This window comes from Roseibium sp. RKSG952, from assembly GCF_009711355.1.
On the sequence record NZ_SMMF01000925.1, the window covers coordinates 26,704 to 50,149 of the forward strand.

A 23,446-nucleotide genomic window follows, 5' to 3' on the forward strand; every position below is an offset into this window, starting at 1 on the left:
TTTACAGCGTATCAACGGGGCCTTTCCCCGATATAGGTTGCGCGCGGACGGATCTGGTCAACCGCCTGATATTGCTCCAGCGCATGAGCAATCCAGCCGACAATCCGCCCCGTGCAAAACAGGATCTTTCCCGCATCCGCAGGAAGATCAAACACCCGTTGCGCAACGGACAGGGCAAAGTCGATATTCGGGGACGACCCGTAAAGCGCCTCGGCCTGGCCAATCAGGTCCGGGACGGCAGCCATAAAGGGGCGGTCGCTGGCTGTTTCCGAAATGATCTGCAACAGCGCGTTCGCCCGGGGATCCTTGTCCTGGTAAATCCGATGCCCGAAACCCGGCAGACCATCGCCACGGGCGAGCCGCGCAGCCAGGACCGGCTCAATGTCCTCACGGCTCCTAATCTCTGAAAGCCAGGCGCTGACACGATCCGACGACGCGCCGTGACGGGGTCCCATGAACGCACCGAGCCCCGAGATCAGGGCCGCGTGCAATGGCGCACGGGTTGACGCGGCACACCGGGCCGCAAATGTGCTGGTGTTGAATTCGTGATCAGCGGACAGCACCAAAGCCGCGCGCAGCACACCCTTGGCATCCGGTGCGGTGCCCCATGCGCCCGCGATCTGGGAGTGAACGGGTGCGTTCGAAGGCGGCTGGCGCAGCATTGCGGCCACACCATAGCGCAGGAGTGCCGCCCCCTTTTTCTGAAGCAGCGCCGGAGACAGCGTATAGGCAGCCCTATCCTGCTGCGGCCACGCAGACAGTGCCATCATCAACCGGTCAAGCGGGGCCAATCCTTCCAGATCAATCGCAAAGGACTGCGGGGCAGGGGCGGCAAAAGGGTCATCGTCACACCCCCAAAGCAATGTCGCAACCGTTTCAAGCGTCGAGGATCGCGCCAATTCGGCCGCTGATTGACCCCGATAAAGCGGGCCCTCGTCAGTGATCAGGGTCAACCGGGTTTCAAGAACGGCCGTTCCCGACAATGGCCGCGGATCCGCAGGATCACCGGGCTCCTTGCGCTCCTGAAGCCGCCGGACATCGGAAGCGTCATAGCGCCGTTGCTTTCCGGGGCCGGGCACGGACCGGATCAGCCCCCGGCTGACATAGGCGTAAAGGGTCGCGGGCTGCACACCGAGTTCGGTGGCGGCTTCCTTGGCAGAGAGATAGACAGGTGTCGACATAACTTGATTTTATTTATCAACGTTGATTCAGTCAGTTTATCCCGCTTGGATAGTCCCGACAACTTTTAAAAGGACACCCAAGATGACCCAACGCCCCAGACCGCAAGCCATTTCCGTCGACCCCGGTGCCAGCCTCGAAGGCGTTGTCGCCGCCCACACGAAGCTCAGCCATGTGGACGGGCAAAACGGCACACTGATCCTTCGCGGCAAGCGCCTTGATCAACTGGCAGGACACTTGTGTTTCGAAGACGCGGTTGCGCATCTTTGGCAAGGAACTCTCCCTGTACCCGCCACCGGATTACGTGACGCTTTTGCGCAAGCACGCATGCAGGCAGCAGGTGTTGTTGATATCATGAGATCATCAGCACCCCTTCTGAGCACATTCGAACTGATGCGGCTCGGTCTTGCCGCCTTGCCCCTCAAGGATGCAGCCTCTCCGGCAGTTTCCATTACCGGCGCCTTGCCCGTCTTGATGGCCGGAGCTCATCGGTTAAAGACCGGCCTTGATCCTGTTTTACCTCAACCGGAGCGGTCTGCTGCAAGCGACCTCCTGCATATGCTGACCGGCCAAGACAACAGCAAACCGGCCATTGATGCACTCGACCGGTATCTCGTCACCATTCTCGACCATGGTCTCAATGCCTCGACCTTTGCCGCCCGGGTCATCGCGTCAACACAGGCCGACATGCGCGATGCCGTTCTTGGAGCGATGGGCGCTTTGAAAGGGCCCCTCCATGGAGGTGCCCCAGGGCCGGTGCTAGACATGATCGATGAGGTTGGCACGCCCGCCATGGCACGCCGATGGGTCAACGCCGCCCTGACGCGTGGAGAAAGGCTGATGGGTTTCGGGCACCGGATCTACCGGACGCGCGACCCCCGCGCGGATGTTCTTAAAGCCGGGCTTCAAACCTTACCGGCCTCACCACGGCTCGCGCTTGCGGAAACCGTTGAACGGGAGGCAATTTCAGCCTTGAAGGCCCGAAAACCGGAGCGGGCAATCGAAACCAATGTGGAGTTCTATACAGCTGTGCTGCTGGACGCGGCCGGGATTGACCGCACACTGTTTACGCCGCTTTTTGCCACCGGCCGATGCCCAGGGTGGTGCGCGCATGTGGCAGAACAGCAACAGACCGGCAAGCTGATACGGCCATCATCAATCTATGTTGGTGACCGGCAACCACCCTTTCATGCATAGAATTCATAGAGCCCGTCTTGTCAGACCTGTCAATTTCAAGCCAAACCGGTCTTGCGGGACACAATTTCCTGCACCTAAAAAATGTGTAATCTCAGGAACACAATTCAGCCCAGAAATTCAATGTAACACGAGAAAAACAAAATAAAACAATCAGGAAAGAACAAGCGTGCGCCTCCCCCGGAAAAGACCAATAATCCTCGGGCTTCTGGCTCTCATCGTAGCGGTATTGGTCTGGGCCGCCCTGAGTTTATGGAACCATTACGTACTTCTGGACAATCGGCGCCCGCTTTCCGAGACCCAGAAGAAGATCGGTCAAATGATACTTGTCGGGTTCAACGGCGTGGCGCCTGACGACTTTGGAAGCCGTGTGGCGTCAGCCCAATTGGCAGATGGCACCATCGGCGGTGTCATCCTGCTCGGCCGCAACATCGAGAACAGTGATCAGCTTGATCACCTTGTCGATCACCTGAAAGCATCGACCGATACCACACCGTTTATCGCGATTGACCAGGAAGGCGGGTCTGTCCAACGCCTTAGAGGCATTGACGATGTTCCGCTGTATCCTGGAGCCGTCACACTGGCCGAAAACAGCAATGGTTGCCAGGGAAACTCGGTGTACGAAACTTATGAGGCCATGGCCGAAAAACTTTGGCACTTCGGCATCAACCTGAACTTGGGCCCTGTGGTTGATGTCAACACCAATCCGAACAGCCCGGTCATCGGCCAATTGGGAAGAAGCTACTCCGCCAAACCGGCAATTGTGGAACAATGTGCCGAGGACTTTGTCGATGCCCACCGCAATGCCGGGATATTGACCAGTCTCAAACATTTTCCAGGACATGGAAGTGCGCGGGAGGACAGTCACAAACGCCTGCCCTCAATTGCCCTTAGTTGGCAGGAAGAGGAGCTTGAACCGTTTCGCTATCTCGCAAGAACCGGCCGGGCCGACATGATCATGCTGGGGCATCTCGTGCACCCTGACTTTTCCGACGGCCCCGACATGCCGGCTTCCCTGTCAAAAAAGGGCGTTTCGGCAGCCCGCCATATTGCAGGGCACGATACCGTTTTGATTTCCGACGATCTGGAAATGAACGCGATCTCTGACAGGCTTAATCCCGAAGACGCTGCTGTGCGTGCGATAAAAGCCGGCAATGACATGATCATCGTATCCGGCTATGGCCGCAATGACCCCGGCCTTGGCGACCGGATCAACAAGGCAATCTTCCGGGCTGTTCAAAACGGTGAAATCCCGGCTGTCCAGATCGACCAATCCTACGACCGCATTGCGGCGCTCAAGAGCCGGCTTGGCCACAGGCGGGCGGAGTTTTTTGCCTTGAATGAGTTTTGATTAGCCTGCCTCAGTCCCTGAAATCGGGTTGAACCCGGGCGAGCCATCGCTTCCAGTAGGCAAAATGGGCGTGGCCCATACCTTCATAAGGCTCCCATTCGGCTGCAGTCTTCGCCGCAAGATTGTCCGACATGACTGCAAGCGGCTGGCCGCTGGCATAGGCCTTGAGCAGGGTCGCTGCGGCGCGCTCGAAAAAATAGAGATGCTCGAACGCTTCCGGGATGTTTTTGGCAGCAATCGAAACTCCGTGATTGCCCATGACAAGGACGGGATTGCCCCCAAGTGTTTCGGCAATACGCCGCCCTTCCCCTGTTTCGTCAGCCATGCCGCCAAACCCGGTGTCGATCGCCACTTTACCAAAAAACCGCGCGGTGTTGAGGTCGATCGGTTTCATGGCGGGGTCTTGCAATGTGGCCAGGGCCGTCGCATTGGGCGGATGACAGTGAAACAGGACCCGCGCGTCCGGGTTCGTCCGGTGAACGGTGCCATGAATGCACCAGGCAGAGGGGTCAGGCGCGTTTTCCCCCTCCATCACCGTTTCGTCATGAGCATCCAGCAGCGACAGGTCACTTGCCCGGATTTCGGAGAAATGCCGCCATTTCGGATTCATCAGGAATTTCGAGCCGTCCGCCGAAACTGCGGCGCTGAAATGATTGCCGACCGACTCATGCCATCCCATCTCGACCGCAATCCGGAAAGCCACTGCCAAGTCCTCGCGCAGCACCTGTTCATCGGGTTCCAGCGGTTTGTGTTCCCCATCCGGGTAGGAATCGATCTTCATCTGAACCGCCCCTCTCCGGCGATCACCCGGTAGGTCGATCGCAACTCGCCCCGATCAATGTAACAGCCACGCAAATGCCGGTCACCGCTGTTGGCAACATATGCCGCCCGGCCGTGAACAATGCGATGGTTGTCAAAGGCAATACATTCGCCCGCCTTCAAACGGAAACGCATAAGATATTTCTCATCCTGCATCATCCGCCCGAACCGGCAGAACGCCGGGTAGTAGCGGTCAAGATCCCTTTGCGGCAGATCGAAAATGTCAGCCTGATGCTGGCTGATGGTGACCCCGGAGATCGCGCCGTGCTCGTCCAGCTCGATCACCCTTTGCCTTGCACGCATGTCGAACGTATCGTGTTCGCAATAATATGGAACATCCGTGTTGACCAGAAGATCAAAGTCCTCGGGATACCGTTCGCGGAAATCCTGTGCGATCGAAAGACCGTCGACGAATAGGCTGGCCCCGCCTGTGGCCGAGTTCGCCCGGCAATGCAGGAACTGGACACCGGGTGCAAAATCCTCCGACGGCAGGTCCGTGTGCAGCTCCAGCGCCTGAGAAGTAAACGCCAGATTGGTGGGATTGGCATGGGTTTTCACTTCAAAAACCTGCCCGAAATAGCTAGGACGCACATGACCGAGTAAACCGGCGGTCTGCAAAAGCGCGTCATCGGTGTCAGGCATATCCGAGATCAATGCGAGACCGTCCTGCAGAAGCGCATGAGCCCATTCGCCGACGCGGGTCCGGTCAGACGCAAGATCACACTGCGCAAACCTGGCAATCTTCGGGTAGTGGTCCGAATACCAGGGTACGCGGGTGACCCTGGCAATGTCCGCGCGTTTTTCACCGTTTGCATAGGATGCCAGAAACGTCAGAGGAAAACGGGACTTGTGCTGAGAATTATCCCAAGTGATTTCAAGAAACGCTCCCGATATCCACGCCTCCTTGATCCGCGGCGGCACGGCTTCTGCAAAGATGTCGTAGACCCGCTCCCGCGTCACCCTGTCGAACGAAGACGGACAATTGTCCCGAAGCCAATAGGCATTGAAATAAGCAAGCTTGCCATTGGCGAGTGGCACGTCCAGCCCGTTTTCACGAAGCAGAACACCGTCTTTTCCAGTCCCGAGCATGGGCAGATTTCCTAAATTTATTGAAATCGCTACCGTGTCCCAATCGCGGCCTGTTGACGGGCTGCACATTGTTACAAGACAGGTTTATAGCGAAGATGCGCTTGCATCCCGGTTTTGAAAAGGCGATAAAAACCAATACTAAAATAATCAATTGGTTAATTTGATAGCTGCATGGACCGACTTCCGCCCCTTAGGTTGCTCACTGTGTTCGAGACGGTCCATCGGGCTGGTGGCGTCAAACAGGCAGCCGGGGAACTGAACGTTTCGCAGCCGGCCATCAGCCAGGCACTCCGGCAGCTGGAGGACCATGTCGGGGCATCTCTCCTTGATCGCACCACCAGACCTGCAGGCCTGACGGAGGCCGGTGACATTCTTCTGAAAGCCGTCACCGAAAACCGCGAGAGGCTGACCTCTGCCATCGATGACATTCGCGCATTGTCTCGGACAGATGGATCGACCGTGACGGTGGCCTGCACAATCGGTTTCGCCACCTACTGGCTCATGCCGCGACTGGAAGGATTTTACCTCGATCATTCGGATGTCGCTGTCAATGTCCAGACCACACAACAGGAAGTTCCGACACTCGGCCCCGGCACCGACATCGCCTTGCGCTACGGCGGTGGCCGCTGGACCGATGGTGACGTCCGGTTGTTGTTCGAGGAATCCGTGGAACCGGTATGCAGTCCGGACCTAGCGGCCAGGCTCGGGGGGTCACCGCAAGATCTTGCCTCTGCTTATCTGATCCATGTCGACTTTGCAGACAGGCGCTGGATCACATGGCCGCAATATCTTGCCCGCACCGGGCAGAATATGGCCGGCTCTGCAAAGGGTTTGCGCTTTTCCAACTATGTGCAGGCCGCACAGGCCGCCATGTCCGGTCACGGGATCATGCTTGGCTGGCGCTCGATCACCGGAGATCTGGTCAACAAGCAGCAGCTGGTCCCGGTCGGCTTGCCCCGCTTGCAACCGGGCGATGCCTATTATGCCGTTCGATCGGAGCGCAGCCGCAACGCTGAAACAGCTCAACTGGTGATCGACTGGCTGGTCCGGACGGCGGGCGAAGAAAACTGATCACCCGATGAACAGATCCCTCAGCCAGTTACGGACAAGTTCCACGGCCAGACGCGGCGGGCGCGCGGTGGTCGGCTCGATCAGAAAATGCCCTTGGCCAAGCGGGATCCTGACATCCAGAACCCGTTGAACGCGGCCTTGCGCGGCCAGCCTGTCCACCGCGCGGTCAAGGATCAGGGCAGCACCACCATCTGCGGCAGCCATCTCAATCGCGGCCAGGGTCGTATCGACCGTGATCCGCCGCGCGGCCTTGCCGGGATCGAGCTGCACCGCAGAAAAATAACGGCTCCAATGATCTTCAAAACCCAGAATGTGAATGAGTGGAACCTTTGCGAGATCGTCCGGGTTCCTGATCTTGTCCGCGAGGACCCGGCTTGCAACCGGAGCAATGGCTTCTGCTCCGACCGGATCTGCATGGCAACCGGGCCAGCGCCCGTGCCCGAGCCGCAAGTCGATATCAATGTCTTCCTCCAGCTGGCTTTCCGCCCAGATCGAGGACACCAGCCGGATATTCAAGTGGGGATGGACGGCCAACAGGTCCGGCAGACGAGGCGCGATCACCAGCGCAGCGGTCGAAATTGGCGCCCGGATCGTAATCGACTCCTCGGACCAGCCGCCAAACAATCCGTCGGTTGACAGCATCAGGTCGTCGAAAGCTCTGCGTACAGCGGGCAGGTAGGCCTTGCCGATTTCGGTAAGCGCCACCTTCCGGGTCGAACGCTCGAACAGGGCATGTCCGAGGCCAGCCTCAAGCGATCCGATATGAGTGCTGATGGCGGCCTGTGTCAGCCCGAGTTCAGCGCCTGCCGCCGTAAAGCTGCCATGACGGCTAACGGCCTCGAAACTTCGGAGCCATTGCAAATTGGGAAGTCTGGACATCCCGGCAATTGATAATATTTTTTACGTAATGTCGATTGATTAATTCGTTTTTTCTTTTTCTCAGCCCGCAGCAGAATGGACGCAACAGTCAATGCGATGGGCGGAAACAGACATGCACGTCGGATTTATCGGATTGGGAAATGTCGGCGGCAAACTCGCGGGCAGTATCTTGCGCAACGGATTTGACCTTACGGTTCATGATCTGAACGAGGATCTGGTTGCGGCCTTTGTGGCCAGGGGCGCGCTACGGGGCACAAGCCCCCGGCAGATGGCAAAGGACTGCGATGTGGTGATCACATGCCTGCCGAGCCCGGCGGCCTGCGCTGCCGTTGTGGAGGGGCCCGAAGGCATTCTGGACGGGATTGGCCCCGGCACGATTTGGGCGGAGATGTCGACAACCGACGCAAATGACGTCAAACGCCTGTCCGGTCTGGTGATTGCAAAAGGGGCGGAAGCCATTGAATGCCCCGTATCCGGCGGCTGTCACCGGGCCGCCACCGGCAATATCTCGATTTTTGCAGGCTGTACGCGGCCAACTTTCGAAAAGGCATTGCCGTTTCTGACGGTTTTGGGACGCCGGGTGCTGCACACCGGCCCCATAGGGTCGGCTTCGGTGCTGAAGGTGGTCACCAACTATCTGGCCACCGCCAATCTGGTGTCGCTCGCTGAAGCGCTCGTCACCTGCAAGGCCGCCGGGATGGATTTGAACACTTCGTACGAGGCGATCCGGATTTCTTCCGGCAATTCCTTTGTGCATGAAACCGAAAGCCAGGTGATCCTGAATGGGTCAAGAGACATTTCCTTCACCATGGATCTGGTCGCCAAGGATGCCGGTCTGTTTCAGGCGATCGCAGAGGCGCATGATGTGCCGCTCGAGCTTTCCCCGCTGTTGAACCGGATCTTCGCAGACGGAATAGACCGGTTCGGGCCGAGGGAATTGTCGCCAAACATCATCAAGCGGCTGGAGCAAGCCACCGGGCTTGATATCCGGGCACCCGGTTTCCCCGCAGAAATGAAGGACGACGAACCGGAAGAACCGGGCTATGAAGTTGTTCCGAGGAACATCCGGCCTTTAGCTGCCGAATAGGCTGGGGGAGCTGCTGTGCAGATGATGATTGAAAAACGCGAATTCTACATCGACGGGCGCTGGGTCGACCCTTCCGTGCCGGACGCGTGTGACGTGATCAATCCGGCAACGGAACAGCCTGTTGCCGTGATTTCGCTTGGTTCTGCCGCTGATGTCGACAAGGCGGTGACTGCGGCCAGACGTGCTTTCAAGACCTTCGGCGAGACCCCCGTGGACGAGCGCGCCGCCCTTCTGGAGCGGATCATCAAGATCTATCAAGGACGGACATCCGAGATGGACGAAGCCATCCGGCTGGAAATGGGCGCGCCTCGCCGGTTTGCCCGGGAACAGCAAACGCCGGCCGCGATCGGGCATCTGACTGCAACACTTGACGCCTTGAAAGCCCATGTCTGGGAACGCCCGAGCCCACGTGGCGGCAGTCTTCTTCGCCATGAACCTGTCGGCGTTTGCGGTTTGGTCACTCCCTGGAACTGGCCGATCAACCAGATCGCGGCAAAGGTCGCACCGGCTCTTGCAGCGGGCTGTACCATGATCCTGAAACCCAGCGAAATCGCCCCGCTTTCCGCGCTGTTATTTGCCGAGATCCTGGATGAAGCCGGATGCCCGCCGGGTGTCTTCAATCTGGTAAACGGCGACGGGCCAGGGGTAGGAGCCGCCATGTCGGCGCACCCCGGGATCGACATGATGTCCTTTACCGGATCGACCCGCGCGGGAACCTCGGTCACCCGAAACGCAGCCCCAACGGTCAAGCGGGTGGCGCTCGAACTTGGCGGCAAATCGCCGAATATTCTGTTTGCCGATGCGGATCTGGAGACGGCTGTCCGTTTCTCGGTGGAAAGCTGCTTTTCCAATTCAGGCCAGTCCTGCGATGCGCCGACGCGGCTGCTTGTCGAACACAGTATTTATGACAAAGCGGTTGCGCTGGCAGGCCGGGCCGCGGATGAAACCCTCGTGGACACACCCGAAAAGGACGGCGATCACATTGGTCCGGTTGTCAGCCAGCTGCAATATGACCGGATCCAGACCCATATCGAAAAAGGCATCGCAGAAGGAGCCCGGCTCGCGGCCGGTGGTCTGGGGCGGCCGAATGGTTTGGAGACCGGTTTTTACGTCCGGCCCACCGTATTTGCAGATGTCACCAACCAGATGCATGTAGCCCGGGAGGAGATTTTCGGGCCCGTATTGGCCGTGATCCCGTTCGGATCGGAAGACGACGCCATCCGGATCGCCAACGATACGCCTTATGGTCTTGCCGCCTACATTCAGACAGGATCTCCGGAACGTGCAAAACGGGTCGCGCGGAAGCTCAGGGCGGGAAGCGTTTATATCAACGGGGCGAGCCCCGACTGGGACGTGCCTTTCGGGGGCTACAAGCAATCCGGAAACGGCCGGGAATATGGCGAATTCGGTCTGGAAGACTTCCTCGAACTAAAGGCTATCACGGGTTAGCAGGGGAGTGCCCCACCCGGTGAGAGCCATTGACGATCAGTTTGAGCCATTTCATTTTGCCAATCGGCGGTCATCCCGGAAAACCCGGGAGGTTTTTCAGGGATCTGAGAACCAAGGAAATCATTGATGCCTCAAGGGTCAATAATTCAGACAGCTGGTATTAAGCCTTCTTGAAAAAGTGTCTCTACAACGGTTCCATTCCGAGATTAAACCGGGTTAGGGTTGATTGACCTGCCGCATCGGAATGCAATCCGCCGGAGAGATCGTGAATGGTTCCAAAGCTCAACCGCACATTGCTCGGCGTCAATTTCTTTTCCGGCGACGTTGTTGCGGGTTTGGGGCCTTACCTCGCGATCTATCTCCTGTCCGCCTATCACTGGAAACCCGGTGGCATCGGCATGGCGTTGGCGGTGGGATCCATTGCGACCGTGATTGTGCAAACACCAGCAGGCGCCTTTATTGACGAAACCAGACGAAAGCGGCTGATCCTGGCGATTTGTGCGGTGCTGATCGGTGTCAGTTCGGTTCTGCTCGTCGTGACCGATGATCCTGCCTGGCTGGTTTACACGGCACAGATCGCCATCGGCATTTCAGGTGCATTTCTGGGTCCCGGTATTGCGGCCATCACACTAGGCATCGTCGGCCCGGACCGCTTTACCGCCCAAACCAGCGCCAATCAGGCATGGAACCATGCCGGCAACGTTTTCGGAGCCAGTATCGGAGCCGCCGTTGCCTTGCTTTGGGTACCTGGCGGGGTCTTCTGGCTGATCGCGGGCATGTCCGTGGGTCTTCTGGTGAACATTGTCATGATCGACGACCGGTCAATCGATCACAAGCTTGCCCGTGGCGGCGTCTCGGAGGAGATCACACACGGCAAGGAAGCCGAGGGCTTCGGGGCTCTCCTGATGGACCGCCGCTTGCTGACTTTTGCACTGTGCGTGGTTCTGTTCCACTTTGCAAATGCAGCCATGTTGCCTCTGGTCAGCCAGAAGCTTGCCGCAGGTGGCGATGCCGGTGACGGTATCGCGTTTGCATCGGCCTCCATCATTGCCGCGCAGTTCATGATGATTCCGATGGCCCTGTTGTGCGGGTCCAAGGCCGACAGTTGGGGGCGCAAGCCCCTGTTCCTGTTCGCCTTCATGATCCTGCCCTTTCGAGGCGTTCTCTATACGCTCACCGATGACAAGTTTTTGCTTGTCAGCATTCAGGCGCTCGATGGGATCGCCAACGGTATTTTCGGGATGATTTTCCTGCTGATCATTGCCGATGTCACCCGTGGAACCGGCCGCTTCAATGCAGCCCAAGGCGCATTGACCACCCTGATCGGCGTTGGCGCGACCCTGAGCAATCTGGTCGCAGGCTGGGTTTCGCAAGCCGCCGGTTATTCGACAGGTTTCCTGTTTCTGGCAAGCATCGCCGTTATCGGGGCACTGACCTTTGCGTTCCTGATGCCGGAAACGGCCCCGGCGCTGCAAAAAGACGCCAGGGACCCGGTCCTGCCAACCGGAGAAGGGGCATCAGAGTGACCGGAAACGTTCTGCAAGCCTATCGCTCAGGACGGCGCGCATGACCTTCAGTCTTGGTATTTCCATCGTCATTTTCCTGCTGATTTCAGTGCGTCAATGGCTCCCGGAATGGGTTCGCATCTGGCAGATCATGACCGCGGGTGCTGTAATCCTGCTTGTGACCGGGCAGATCGGGCCGGTACCGGCGTTCAAGGCCGTCGATTGGGATGTCATTGCGTATCTGTTCGGTGTCTTCACCATCTCACATGCCCTTTATGATTGCGGCATTGCCCATCGCCTCAGCGACTGGATCCACCGCGAGGAAAGCGGCACGACAGGCGCTTTGTTCCTGTTCATGCTGCTTGTCGCGCTGATTTCGGCTGTCCTGACAAACGATGCGGCAGCCGCTATCGGAACCCCGATCGCCATCACCATTGCGGCGCGTGCCGGCATTGCTCCGAATGTGCCGCTGATTGCGCTTTGTGCTGCCGTAACCGTCGGCAGCATGATGTCACCGGTCGGAAATCCGCAAAATATCCTGATCGTTACCGACGGGCACTTCACCAATCCGGTCGGTACGTTTCTGGCCTGGCTTCTGGTGCCGTCCCTGCTGTCGATCCTGTTTGCTTTCATGTGGTACCGCTTCTGCTTCTCAAAGGCCGAAAAGGTGGATGCAGACACCCACACGGACCTTCCCGAGCCCTCAAGCGAACGGCTATGGCCCGCATTGACCGCAACGGGCATTCTGGTGGTGCTCGTTCTGACGAAAAGCCTGTTTCAGGAGCAAATCCCGGCCCTTGGGGTGTCTTTGGGCATTATCAGCCTGATCTCCTGCCTGCCGGTGTACCTTTTTTCAAGGGAACGGCTGACCATATTGCGTCAGGTCGATTGGCACACGTTGATCTTCTTTGTCGCCATGTTCGTCGTCACCGGTGCCATCCTTGAATCCGGAGCGCTCCAGAACCTGCTCGGATCCTGGCAAACCCGGCTGAACGAGCCCTTTATCGTCGCCAAGGTGAGCTTTTGGGCCAGCCAGTTGTTTTCCAACGTGCCGGTGGTGGAGATTTACCTCAACCTGCTTCACACCAAGGACACCGCGACACTCATGTTGCTCGCCGGGATCAGCACGCTTGCGGGGAACCTCTTCATCATCAGTGCGGCGAGCAATGTCATCGTCGTTCAACAAGCCGAAAAACTCGGAACCAAACCCTTCCAGTTCTGGGAGTTCAGCCGGCTGGTCATCCCGGTAACGATTTTTTCCCTCGCCGTCTGTTATGGCTGGGTGGTCTATATTTATCCGATGCTCTAAAGCGTAATTGTCTAATGGCAGATCGGGCGACTGGAACACATGGCAGGACGTGACGGCGGCAAACTCAGTCTGAGCCAATTGCGCGCATTGGAGGCCGTGGTCCGCACAGGGAGCTTTTCGCTCGCAGCCAAGGAACTGGGTGTCTCCCAACCATCGATCTCAAATCACATCCAGGCGCTTGAAAACCGGTTCAAGACCCGGCTGCTCAAGAAAACCGGCTATACCGTGTCCGCCATGCCGGCACTTGATGCGCTCCTGCCGAGGATCCGGGCAGTTCTGGCCTTGTGCATGGATATCGAAACCGAACTTGTTCAAAAGGAAAGTCTGGCGGGCGGGCAGCTGCGGATCGGATACTCGACTTACCAGATTGCAATTCCGCGCATCTCGGCCTTCATGAACCGCTTTCCGAATATTTCCATTGAAGCCCGGGCAATGGCCACACAGGACCTGCTCGATCTCATGGACACCGGCGAGATCGATGTCGGCTTCATCACGGCCCGCGAAATTCCGAGCCAACTCGCGGGCGTTGAACTGTTGCGCACGCGGATCGTTCTGGCCGCCCGTCCGGATCATCCTCTGGCAGGCCGTGGACCGGTCTCCTGGCGCGATGTTGAAGATGTTCCGCTTATCCAGCGCGAGGGCTCGTCCGGCACACGGAAGATCTTCGATGCCGCGGCAACCGTTGCCGGCGCCAGCCCCCAGACCGTTCTCGCGCTCGGGTCATGGGGATCAATTGCCACCTTGATCCAGTCCGGTGTCGGACTTGGGGTCGCCATGGAGGCTGAAATCACCGAACGGGACGGCTTTGTTCCGGTCCCGCTTGATGATCCGGCGCTTTACGCCAAACATTTTCTCGTTTGTCCGCGGGAGATGGCAAAGGTGTCCGCCGTACAGGCCTTCTTCGACCATTCCGATGCACCTGTCTGACGTTGTCCGCCAGCCGGTACTCCATAACCAAAACCTATATTGCCGGTTTTTTCATGGATCTGTCATCGGGCGGCGCCTAAGGCTGAGCCTGTCCTTCTGACAGCGATACGTGAAAAAACAATGGTTCAAAAGGCTTATGACCTGGCCGTGGTCGGCGCAGGCATTGTCGGGCTTGCGCATGCGCTTGCCGCAGCAAAACTTGGAAAACGCGTGGTCGTGATCGACCGCGACGCCGCGGCAAACGGCGCGTCTATCCGGAATTTCGGATTTGTCACCATCACGGGGCAACAGGCTGGCGATTGCTGGCAGAAAGCTTTCAGGAGCCGGGAAATCTGGTCTGATGTGGCGGAAGGGGCCGGTATTCCGATCCTTCAGCGCGGCCTGACCATGACGGCCCGGTTGCCTGAATCCGAAGCTGTCATCGACGCCTTTCTTCAAACGGAAATGGGCGCGACCTGCAAGCGGCTTACCCCGGAACAGGCGCAGGAAGCCGCACCTTGTCTGCGAACCGGCAGGATCTCGGCCGCGCTTTTTTCTCCCCTCGAACTCAGGGTTGAATCCCGGAACGCACTGCCCCGCCTCGCAGGCTGGCTCGGTGACAGCCATAATGTGGATTTCCTCTGGAGAACCAGTGTTAATTCGGTGGATACCCCGAGGATATCGACATCGCGCGGACCGGTGGAGGCCGAAACCGTTGTCGTGTGCCCGGGAGACGATGGCACGGCCCTGTTTGCCGACCGGATCGCCGCCTATGACGTCACACGGTGCAAACTGCATATGCTTCGGGTGACCCCCCGCACCCCGCAGAGACTTGGAACCGCCGTGATGTCCGACCTCGGTCTGGCGCGGTATCTCGGCTATGCAGAGCTTCCTGAAGCGGTCGCCCTGAAACAGCGGCTTGACCGGGACATGGCCGCTTACCGCGATAACGGCATCCATCTGATCGTGGTGCAGTCCGAAGATGGCAGCCTGATTGTTGGCGACAGTCATCATTATTCGGACACGCCCGATCCGTTCATCGACAAGACGGTCAATGACCTCATTCTCAGCGAACTGGATACGGTTCTGGATCTGGGGCCATATGACGTGACCGAAACGTGGCTTGGCACCTACGCGTCAGCGCCGGACCGGTGGCGCTTTACCGACAAACCCGACGATGCAACACGGATCGTGATGGTCACCGCCGGATGCGGAGCCTCGACGGCCTTCGCCATCGGCGAGGAAACCATTGGCGACCTCTACAGATAGGGCGGCAGACATGAGCAAGTTCAAGGCGGTTGTCTTCGATTGGGCCGGGACCATGATCGACTTCGGGTCCTTCGCGCCTATGGGCGTCTTCGTGAAGGCGTTTGAAACGTTCGGGATCACGGTCACGATCGATCAGGCGCGCGCGCCGATGGGAAAGCCCAAATGGGATCATATCCGTGCGATGATGGACATTCCCGAGATCGCCTCGCAGTGGCGCGAAAAATACGGGGCGGCTCCGGCAGACGTAGATGTCGACCGGGTCTACGAGATATTCGTCCCGATGAATGAAGAGGTTGTCACGGACTATGCCGATCTGGTTCCCGGTGCTGCCGAAACCGTCACGGTCCTCAGAGCCAACGGTCTGAAGATCGGCTCGACCACCGGATACACCCGCTCGATCATGGAACGGGTTCTGCCGGTCGCCGCCCGCCAGGGGTACGAACCGGACAATCTGGTGTGCGCCGACGATCTTCCTGAAGGGCGCCCGGGACCGCTCGGCATGTATAAATGCTTCGTTGATCTGGTGGCCTACCCCCCATCGGCGGTGATCAAGGTCGATGATACCGAGCCGGGCATTGCCGAAGGTGTTGCCGCCGGTTGCATCACCGTCGGTCTGGCGCTGTCGGGCAATCATGCCGGAAAAACCGCCGAGGAACTTGACCGTTTGCCGGAGCACGAAAAAAACGCCATCCGCCAGAAGGCAACCGAGGCCCTGAAGAACGCCGGGGCAGACCACGTTATTGATACCGTCGCCGATCTTCCGGCCTTGATCGAGACGCTTGAGATGCAGTGAATGAAAGGCCCGGGCGTCCCGGGCCTTTCGCGGTGCATTGCCGTTATCGGGAGCCAACCACGGCAAGCCATTGCGCCCGGCCGGGGCAGCCCTGCGGTGGCCTGATTGTGATCAGCGTGCCATCCCGCACCGGCCGCCTCATGGCCCGGGACGCGTCAACCGGCCACTGGATGGTCAGGACTTGTTCCTCGATCAGTTTCCGGCAGGCATCCCGGGACAGCGTCAGCGCTTGCCCCAAGAGCCGGTCCAGCCGCAGGCCGGACGGTCTGGGCAGCCGGATCACAATGTCGATTCCCGCCCATGCGCTATCGCCCGGCTCAACCAGAAACGCCTTCTCGACCCTGATACCGCTTGCCGGATCAATACGGTTTGTGAAGCCCGAGAGCCCGGCCAGATCGAATTCAATCCCGGCCACCGCTTCTCTTTGCGACCCTTCCAGCGCATCGATTTCTGCGCTGGAAAAGTCTTTCAGGGGAACCCGGTCATGGACCGGCCGGTTCCAGGTCGCTTCGCAATAGCTGCATTTGTATATCAGCCAGGCATCCAGCCGCTTGCCATTGGCATTAAGCCTGACCTTGCCGCTAGAATGAAACGGCCTGACCGTTTTGCATGATGAACAGTTCAGATAAGGACGCGGCGCTGTTTCGGCCAGCACCGTCCAGACAACAGAAATTTGGTGTGACATTCCGTCTTGATCTTCCTTTGGGAAGTCCACCAAGAGGGCTGACACGGTTGCCTATAGGGGCACGGAATGGCCGATTGAAAAAATGCAAGATCGAAAACGCAAGGCCCGGAAGCAAACAGGATGCCGCCCGGCACGTGTGACGTGGCCAAACCGGTCTCAGCCTGCTTCCCAGTGGACACGTCAACAAGGGACGGCTTTCGGCCATCCTTCGCGTTATGGGACTATTGCGTGAGACCGGTGTTTAAGACGGCAAACCAAGAACCTCTGCGTGTCACTGCGCTTTCGCAATCACCACTATCACACGAAGTCAAAATTCGCCACACGCAAAAATACCGGAGCAGATGCCCCGGTTTTCCTTGAAATTTGCAGCGCCCTGTATCTTCAGGCGGTGGTGTACAACGTGTGACTACGGACTTGGAAAGATCTGGAAAACCTGTGTTCAGTCAGGGGATGAATGCCGCCGGGAAACACCGCCCGGCGGCTCAGGGCTCATTACCGGGTGATAATCTCCGGCCCCATCAACGTGTAGGGCAACCAGGTGGACAGAGCCGGTACGTAAGTAACCAGGATCAGGAACACGAACAGCACCATTACGAAGGGAGCTGCGGCCTTGACGACCTGAACCAGACTCATGCCCGTAATGCCTGAGGTGACAAACAGGTTCAACCCGATCGGCGGCGTGATCATGCCGATTTCCATGTTCACAACCATCAGGATGCCGAGATGGATCGGATCCACACCAAGCTCCATGCCGATCGGGAAAACGACCGGTGCAACGATCAGGAGCAGTCCGGAAGGCTCCATGAACTGGCCACCTATCAACAGCAGGATGTTGACCGCAATCAGGAAGGTGAACCAGTTGAAGCCGGCATCGACCATCCAGTCGGTGATCACTTGCGGGATCCGTTCCGCCGTCAGCGTGTGGGCGAAGAGCAGGGCGTTGACGATGATGAACATCAGCATGATTGTCGTCTTGGCTGAATCAATCATCACTTTCTTGGTGTCCTTGTGGACAAGAGCGGGGAAAAATTTCCAGCCGATCATTCCAAGATTGCGGGCCCAGACCTTCAGACCGACGCCATAGGCTGCAGGAAGCTGGGCCGGTGACAGACCACTGCGCAGCACCGGATAGCCGATCAGGGCGGCAATCAGCACCAACAGGCTGTCCAGCTGCAAAAATGCCGTCCGCTCGGCTACCAAGGCACCGATCCCGGACCACGCCAGCATCGCAATCACGGCATAGGTGATGGTCTTGAAGCCGGACAGACCATATTCGCCGTCCGTTTCCTTGACCCAGCCGTATCCGGCCATTGGTCCCATGTCCCGATAGACGAACAGGGCGATCAGGAAGGCGTAGACCGCCGCAACCGCTGCGGCTTCCGTCGGCGTGAAAATGCCGCCATAGATGCCGCCGAGGATGATCACCATCAAAAACAGGCCGACAGCCGCTTCGGACAGCGCACCCCAGATTTCCTTGAACCCCGGCCAGGGCTGAGCGGGCAGGTTCTTGACCCGCGCCATGATGTAGATCGCGGTCATCAGCATCAGCCCCGCCACGATGCCCGGGATGACCCCGGCCATGAACATGCGCCCGACCGACACGTTGGTGGCAGCCGCATAGACCACCATCACGATGGAGGGCGGGATCAGGATCCCGAGCGTGCCCGCATTGGCGATCACGCCTGCGGCAAATTCCTTTGTGTAACCGGCCTGCCGCATTCCGGCGATGGCGATGGTGCCGATGGCCACCACTGTTGCCGGGGACGAACCCGATAGTGCTGCAAACAACATGCAGGCAAAGACGGCCGCGATTGCCAGCCCGCCCCGGATCGAGCCGACAGAAGCAATGGAGAACCGGATGATGCGCCGGGCAACTCCCCCGGTTGACATGAAACTGGAGGCCAGAATGAAGAACGGGATCGCCAGAAGCGTGAAGTTCTGGGACGCGTTGAACAACTGCACCGCCACCGAACTCATGGAGTCATGGCTGAACAGGGCGATATAGAGAACGGCAGACAGGCCGAGGGAAATCGCAATCGGAACGCCGAGGAACAGAAACGCGAAGACGAAAAAGAAGAGAAATGCGGTTTCCATCGGGCCTCAGTCCTTCAGCACATCTTTGTTTTCGGCCACCAGCTCCTCCGCCTCGTGGGCGGCGATGATGGCTTCCTTCTTGCCCGTGGCGATGAGGACAAAGGCCTGGACTGCCCGAAACGCCAGAAGCAGCAACCCGATAGGCAGGATGATGTAGGGGATCCAGCGCGGCACGCGTTCGCGCACGCCGAACCACTCCTGAATGAAGCCTGGCCATTTCAGGTCTTCCATGCCGATGGGCAGGCGGTAAAAGCGCTCGACATAGGCATAGGCGCCACCGGTCGATCCCTTGTTTTCAAGTCCAAGGAGACCGCCAAACCAGGCCGCATCGAACAAGAGCGCTGCGTAGAGCACGGTCAGGGCAGCCCCAAGAAGGGCAGCCGCCCGAAAAAGCGGCTTGGGCAGCAACCTGATCACCGCGTCCACCCCCAGATGGGCGCCGATCTTGATGCCGTAGCTCATGCCGAACAGGATCAGCCAGGCAAACAGGACCCGTGTGAATTCAAGCGCGCCTCCCCAGCCTGCGTTGAACCCGTAGCGGGCAACGACCTGACTGAAGGTGACAATCGTCATCAACGCCAGCAGCAGGGCAATTATGGTTTCTTCCAGGGAATCGACGAACCGTCCGATCCGGGACATTAAGACCTCCCTTGCTCCGGCGCATTTCAGCGGCCGGAGGCTCCCCGCTTAGGTGCGGCTTATTGGTTTTGTGGACGTCAAACGGCAAGGGTCCGAAAACGAGACCCTTGCCCTTTCGCAGATCAGCTTGCGTTGTTGGACGCAACGGCTGCATCAATGACATGCTGGCCGATGTCATCGCGGAACTTGTCCCAGACCGGCTTCATGGTCTCGACCCACTGATCCCGCTGAACCGGCGTCAGCTGGCGCACAACCCCGCCATTGTCGAGAATCTTTTGCTTGTTCTCGGCATTGATATCGGCCGCACGGGCATTGTACTCGTCGGTGACATTGTTGAAGATCTCCAGGAACTGGGTGCGGACATCATCGTCGAGGCTGTCCAGCCATTCCTGCGAGGTGACGGCCAGATATGTCAGCAGCTGGTGATTGGTTTCGGTGATGCCGTCCTGCACCTCGAAGAACTTCTCGGTGTAGATATTGGACCAGGTGTTTTCCTGACCATCGACAACACCGGTCTGCAAGGCACCATAGACTTCCTTGAAGGCCAGCTTCTGGGCATTGGCTCCAAGCGCCTCGATCATGGCAACAGCCACGTCAGATGTCTGAACCCGGAATTTCAGGCCCTTGGCGTCGGTCGGCTCGATCAGCGGTTTGTCGGCGGAAAACTGCTTCAGCCCGTTGAAGACATATCCGAGCCCGACGAACCCGTAGTCGGACATGGCCCCGAGCAATTCCTGCCCCGTATCGCCCTTGGTGAAGGTGTTGACCGCGTTCATGTTGGTGAACAGGAACGGCAGGTCGAAGACGCGGTATTTCAGGGTGTAGGATTCAAACTTGGACAGGGACGGTGCCGCTAGCTGCACGTCGCCAAGCAGCAGGGCTTCCATCACCTTGTTGTCGTCGAACAGCTGCGAGGACGGGAACACCTGCATGCAGGCCTTGCCGTTCATCTCGGTATTGATCCGGTCGGCAAGCGCCGACGCCATTTCCCCCTTCGGATGGCCCTGGGCCGCGACAACGTGGCTGAACTTGATCACGACTTCGCCGTCATCGCAGTCGGCATAAGCGGTTCCGGACAAGGCAAGGGTTGCGGCCGCGGTGGCGGCGAGAAGAAGTTTTTTCATGGATGTCCTCCCAGACATTTTTTGACATGACGGCTGCGGCGGCAGCCGGACAGCGTGAGTGCCGGTCACGCACTTGTTCGCAATCAGCATGCCAGTTCGGGAGGTTTTCCGGAAAATCGCACAATTCTGCGCAAGTTCAGCGCGAGAACAACTGTTCCAGCTCGTAAAACGTCACGAGCATGGGTCGGTTCCGACACATGCGCCGCGCCAGTCGTGTCGATTCCGACACATCAAGCGTCCAGGCGCAACGCGCCACTGCGGGCATCGTGGTGGACTGTCGCCGTGAGCATGCGCAGCTTGTCCGGATTGCGGATGTTGTAGATCTGGTCGATGTGCCCGTCGGCATCATAACCGAGGGTCATGGCCGTCAGGATGTCCCGGCCGTCATGCACAATCAGCCCATGGATCCCATTGATCTCGTAAGGCTTCAGGCAGGCATGCGACCAAAGCCGGCCGAGGATCCGGGCCACATATTTGCCGACAGGCTCAGAGCCCGTAATGATCCGCCTGAGTGCGGTTGCCTTGCCGCCGCCATCGGTCTGAAACCGGACATTTTCCGCAAGCAATCCCTCAAGCCGTGATGTCGATCCGGTTTCCAGTGCGGCCAGAAACGCCTTCAGGGTCTCGGTCTGATGCGCCTTGGACGGTACAAACCGCGACACCGGGCTTGCAAGATGCTTGCGCGCCCGGCTGACCAGCTGACGCGCGGCGGATTCGCTCGTTTCCAGCGTCCCGGCAACGTCGTCATACGCCTTTCCAAACACCTCATGCAGCAGATAGGCCGCCCGTTCCTTGGGCGACAACCGCTCCATCAGCGAGAGAAACGCAATCGTCAGCGATTGCGCCCGCTCAAGATCCGTTTCCGGTGACTGGTCAAGTTCGATATGCAGCGGTTCCGGGATCCACGGGCCGACATAGTCGACCCGCTTCTTGTGTGCGGATTTCAGCAGGTCAAGACACCGGTTTGTGCACACGGAGGTCAACCAGGCTTCCGGGTTGCGGATCCCGCCGGTTTCCGCCATCTGCCACTTGACGAAAGTGTCCTGAACCGCGTCTTCCGCATCCGCGAGAGAGCCAAGCATCCTGTAGGCCAGCCCCAACAAGCGGGGCCGGTTGGCTTCAAACTCGACAAGGTCTCTGCCGGGCTGTCGCATCAGTGGTTCGATACCTGTATCCGGTTCCAAAGGTTGATCATGGACACCGCGGTTGTGATGGCGCTGATCTCCCGGTCCTCAAAACACGCCCGCAGATCTGCACGCAGAGCGGCATAGTCGGTTTTCGGATCCAGCTCCGTCAAGGCTTCGGTCCAGGCGAGAGCCGCGCGCTCGGCCGGTGAATAGTCGGCGACATGGCGCCAGACTGTCAGGCGCTCGATCCGCTCGCTGGTTTCGCCATCCTTTTTGGCCTCTTCGGTATGCATCTTCACGCAAAAGGCGCATTTATTGATCTGCGAGGCGCGCAAGTCGATCAGATGCCGCAGTTTCGGTTCGAGCCCGGTTTCTCCGATTTGTGTATGGGCAGCCACGAACTTCTGAAATACATCGGGAACAAGGGTGTAGTGATCAAGGGAGGCCTGGCTCGTCATGTGTCATTCCATTCTCAGGTTTCATTTGTTGACACTGCTTCGACGAGCCAACTTCGGCACCTGTGACATATCCCTCAAAAATCCGAGGCGGCTTCGGGTTCCTGTTTACCCAGCCCGTATTTGCGCATCTTTTCATAGAGCGCCTTGCGCGACAGACCGAGATTTTCATAAGTCGGCTTGATCGCGCCCTCATTGCGTTTCAGTTCCGCAGCAATCAGCGCTTTTTCATAGGCTGCCACCTGTTCGAACAGGGTCTCGCCCTGGGCAGCGGCTCCAACCGGCAAATGCTCGAGCCCGAGCACGAACCGGTCCGCGACATTGCGCAATTCCCGGACATTTCCGGGCCAGTCGCGCGCCATCAGTTCAGCCATGTAGCCTACCGGCAAATCCGGAATTTCACGGCGGTAGCGGGCACGGGCTTCTCTCGCCAGATGATGGAACAGCAAGGGAATATCCTCTCGCCGGTCCCGGAGCGGCGGAATGCCGACACTGACCACATTCAGCCGATAGAACAGGTCCAGCCGGAACCGCCCGGCACGGCCTGCCGCCTCCAGATCCTCCTTGGTGGCCGCGATAAAACGGACATCCAGATCAATCGACTTGTTTGATCCGAGGCGTTCGATGGTGCGGCTTTCGATCACCCGCAACAGCTTGACCTGCAATTCCAGCGGCATGGATTCGATTTCGTCCAGAAACACGGTGCCCCCATGAGCATGTTCCATCTTGCCGATGCGTTGGCCGCTCGCCCCTGTGAATGCCCCCTTTTCGTGCCCGAACAATTCCGATTCAATGATTTCAGCCGGCAAGGCCCCGCAATTGAGCGCGACAAAGGGTTTCTTGGCACGCGGCCCCTCGTCATGGAGCGCTCGGGCGACGACCTCTTTCCCCGACCCGGTTTCGCCGAGAATAAGAACATCTGCATCGGTTGCCGCCAGCGCCACGACCGTGCGCCGGAGCCGCTCCATGGTCTGCGCCTTGCCGACAAGCCGCCCCTCGATCCCGGTACGCTCGGAAAGCTCTTCCCGAAGGGCCCGGTTTTCCAGAACCAGCCGCCGCTTTTCCAGCGCGCGCTCGATAACCGAGGCAAGACTTGCCACGGAAAACGGTTTTTCCATGAAGTCATAAGCGCCCGCACGCATGGCTTCGACAGCCAGCGGCACATCGCCATGTCCGGTAATCAGGACCACGGGCAGGGCAGGGTCGATCTCGAAAGCCTTGCGCATGACTTCAAAGCCGTCCGTGCCGGGCATGCGGATATCGGTCACAAGAACACCGTAAAAATCCCGCTGCACATGCTCCAGAGCCGCTTCCGGCACCCCCGAGGCGAACACGGTCTTGCCGCTCAGCTCCAGCCCTTGTGCCAATGACGCGCGCAGGTCTTCTTCGTCATCAATCAGGAGAACGCAGGCTTCATCCATC

The 23,446-nt window shown here is 58.7% G+C and carries 21 protein-coding genes; 10 read left to right on the forward strand and 11 right to left on the reverse strand.

All coding sequences use genetic code 11. From position 1 onward, the window contains the following. Nucleotides 1-11 precede the first annotated feature (11 nt). Entirely contained in the window at nt 12-1,181 is a 1,170-nt protein-coding gene (locus E1297_RS22885) for a citrate synthase family protein (RefSeq protein ID WP_155142614.1), read from the reverse strand. An 82-nt stretch (nt 1,182-1,263) separates the two neighbouring features. Between E1297_RS22885 and E1297_RS22890 the strand changes: the two genes are divergently transcribed. Both E1297_RS22890 and E1297_RS22895 read left to right on the forward strand, forming a co-directional pair. Next, nucleotides 1,264-2,376: a citrate synthase/methylcitrate synthase gene (locus tag E1297_RS22890; protein WP_155142615.1), complete on the forward strand. Its 1,113-nt coding sequence runs from the start codon at nt 1,264-1,266 to the stop codon at nt 2,374-2,376. A 166-nt stretch (nt 2,377-2,542) separates the two neighbouring features. Further along, the gene (locus tag E1297_RS22895) at nt 2,543-3,724 is read left to right on the forward strand and encodes a glycoside hydrolase family 3 N-terminal domain-containing protein (protein ID WP_155142616.1); all 1,182 of its coding nucleotides are present in this window, start codon (nt 2,543-2,545) and stop codon (nt 3,722-3,724) included. Between the two features lie 10 nt (nt 3,725-3,734). Here the strand turns inward: E1297_RS22895 and E1297_RS22900 are convergent, their stop codons facing one another. Both E1297_RS22900 and E1297_RS22905 read right to left on the reverse strand, forming a co-directional pair. Continuing rightward, a complete protein-coding gene (locus tag E1297_RS22900) occupies nt 3,735-4,505 on the reverse strand; it encodes a class II aldolase/adducin family protein (protein ID WP_155142617.1) in 771 nt (256 codons plus the stop codon). Beyond that, the gene (locus tag E1297_RS22905; protein WP_155142618.1) at nt 4,502-5,632 is read right to left on the reverse strand and encodes a TauD/TfdA family dioxygenase; all 1,131 of its coding nucleotides are present in this window, start codon (nt 5,630-5,632) and stop codon (nt 4,502-4,504) included. Before E1297_RS22905 ends, E1297_RS22900 begins: the two co-directional genes overlap by 4 nt. 171 nt (nt 5,633-5,803) lie before the next feature. On the opposite strand from E1297_RS22905, the gene E1297_RS22910 reads away from it, so the two are divergent. Beyond that, entirely contained in the window at nt 5,804-6,703 is a 900-nt protein-coding gene (locus E1297_RS22910) for a LysR substrate-binding domain-containing protein (protein WP_155142619.1), read from the forward strand. On the opposite strand, the gene E1297_RS22915 is transcribed toward E1297_RS22910, so the two are convergent. Beyond that, a complete protein-coding gene (locus E1297_RS22915) occupies nt 6,704-7,582 on the reverse strand; it encodes a LysR family transcriptional regulator (protein WP_155142620.1) in 879 nt (292 codons plus the stop codon). A 112-nt stretch (nt 7,583-7,694) separates the two neighbouring features. On the opposite strand from E1297_RS22915, the gene E1297_RS22920 reads away from it, so the two are divergent. The 7 genes from E1297_RS22920 (at nt 7,695) to phnX (ending at nt 15,900) form a co-directional block, all read left to right on the forward strand. After that, nucleotides 7,695-8,669, forward strand: coding sequence for an NAD(P)-dependent oxidoreductase (locus E1297_RS22920; RefSeq protein WP_155142621.1), 975 nt, complete (start codon nt 7,695-7,697; stop codon nt 8,667-8,669). A 24-nt stretch (nt 8,670-8,693) separates the two neighbouring features. Continuing rightward, nucleotides 8,694-10,118 (forward strand): aldehyde dehydrogenase family protein, encoded by a 1,425-nt coding sequence (locus E1297_RS22925; RefSeq protein ID WP_155142679.1) that lies wholly within the window; start codon nt 8,694-8,696, stop codon nt 10,116-10,118. A gap of 269 nt (nt 10,119-10,387) precedes the next feature. Next, nucleotides 10,388-11,644: an MFS transporter gene (locus E1297_RS22930; RefSeq protein WP_155142622.1), complete on the forward strand. Its 1,257-nt coding sequence runs from the start codon at nt 10,388-10,390 to the stop codon at nt 11,642-11,644. Nucleotides 11,645-11,684: 40 nt separating this feature from the next. Continuing rightward, nucleotides 11,685-12,932 carry an SLC13 family permease gene (locus tag E1297_RS22935; protein WP_155142624.1) on the forward strand — a complete coding sequence of 416 codons (1,248 nt, stop codon included), beginning with the start codon at nt 11,685-11,687 and terminating at the stop codon, nt 12,930-12,932. Between the two features lie 39 nt (nt 12,933-12,971). Continuing rightward, nucleotides 12,972-13,859 carry a LysR family transcriptional regulator gene (locus E1297_RS22940; protein WP_155142627.1) on the forward strand — a complete coding sequence of 296 codons (888 nt, stop codon included), beginning with the start codon at nt 12,972-12,974 and terminating at the stop codon, nt 13,857-13,859. A gap of 120 nt (nt 13,860-13,979) precedes the next feature. After that, nucleotides 13,980-15,107: a TIGR03364 family FAD-dependent oxidoreductase gene (locus E1297_RS22945; protein ID WP_155142629.1), complete on the forward strand. Its 1,128-nt coding sequence runs from the start codon at nt 13,980-13,982 to the stop codon at nt 15,105-15,107. A gap of 10 nt (nt 15,108-15,117) precedes the next feature. After that, nucleotides 15,118-15,900, forward strand: coding sequence for a phosphonoacetaldehyde hydrolase (phnX, locus tag E1297_RS22950; protein ID WP_155142630.1), 783 nt, complete (start codon nt 15,118-15,120; stop codon nt 15,898-15,900). A 43-nt stretch (nt 15,901-15,943) separates the two neighbouring features. Here phnX and E1297_RS22955 read toward each other — a convergent pair whose 3' ends face one another. The 7 genes from E1297_RS22955 to E1297_RS22985 form a co-directional block, all read right to left on the reverse strand. Continuing rightward, nucleotides 15,944-16,585 (reverse strand): DUF1062 domain-containing protein, encoded by a 642-nt coding sequence (locus tag E1297_RS22955; RefSeq protein WP_155142632.1) that lies wholly within the window; start codon nt 16,583-16,585, stop codon nt 15,944-15,946. A gap of 492 nt (nt 16,586-17,077) precedes the next feature. Further along, a complete protein-coding gene (locus E1297_RS22960; RefSeq protein WP_155142633.1) occupies nt 17,078-18,679 on the reverse strand; it encodes a TRAP transporter large permease in 1,602 nt (533 codons plus the stop codon). 6 nt (nt 18,680-18,685) lie between these two features. Next, entirely contained in the window at nt 18,686-19,318 is a 633-nt protein-coding gene (locus E1297_RS22965; protein WP_155142635.1) for a TRAP transporter small permease, read from the reverse strand. Nucleotides 19,319-19,440: 122 nt separating this feature from the next. After that, nucleotides 19,441-20,442, reverse strand: coding sequence for a DctP family TRAP transporter solute-binding subunit (locus E1297_RS22970; protein WP_155142637.1), 1,002 nt, complete (start codon nt 20,440-20,442; stop codon nt 19,441-19,443). A gap of 230 nt (nt 20,443-20,672) precedes the next feature. Next, complete coding sequence (gene sigJ / locus E1297_RS22975) at nt 20,673-21,596, reverse strand: RNA polymerase sigma factor SigJ (protein ID WP_155142640.1); 924 nt, start codon at nt 21,594-21,596, stop codon at nt 20,673-20,675. Beyond that, on the reverse strand, nt 21,596-22,027 hold the full coding sequence (locus E1297_RS22980) for a carboxymuconolactone decarboxylase family protein (RefSeq protein WP_155142642.1): 432 nt from the start codon (nt 22,025-22,027) through the stop codon (nt 21,596-21,598). Before E1297_RS22980 ends, sigJ begins: the two co-directional genes overlap by 1 nt. 74 nt (nt 22,028-22,101) lie before the next feature. Beyond that, nucleotides 22,102-23,445, reverse strand: a complete 1,344-nt coding sequence (locus E1297_RS22985; protein ID WP_155142643.1) for a sigma-54 dependent transcriptional regulator — start codon at nt 23,443-23,445, stop codon at nt 22,102-22,104. Nucleotide 23,446: the final 1 nt, after the last annotated feature.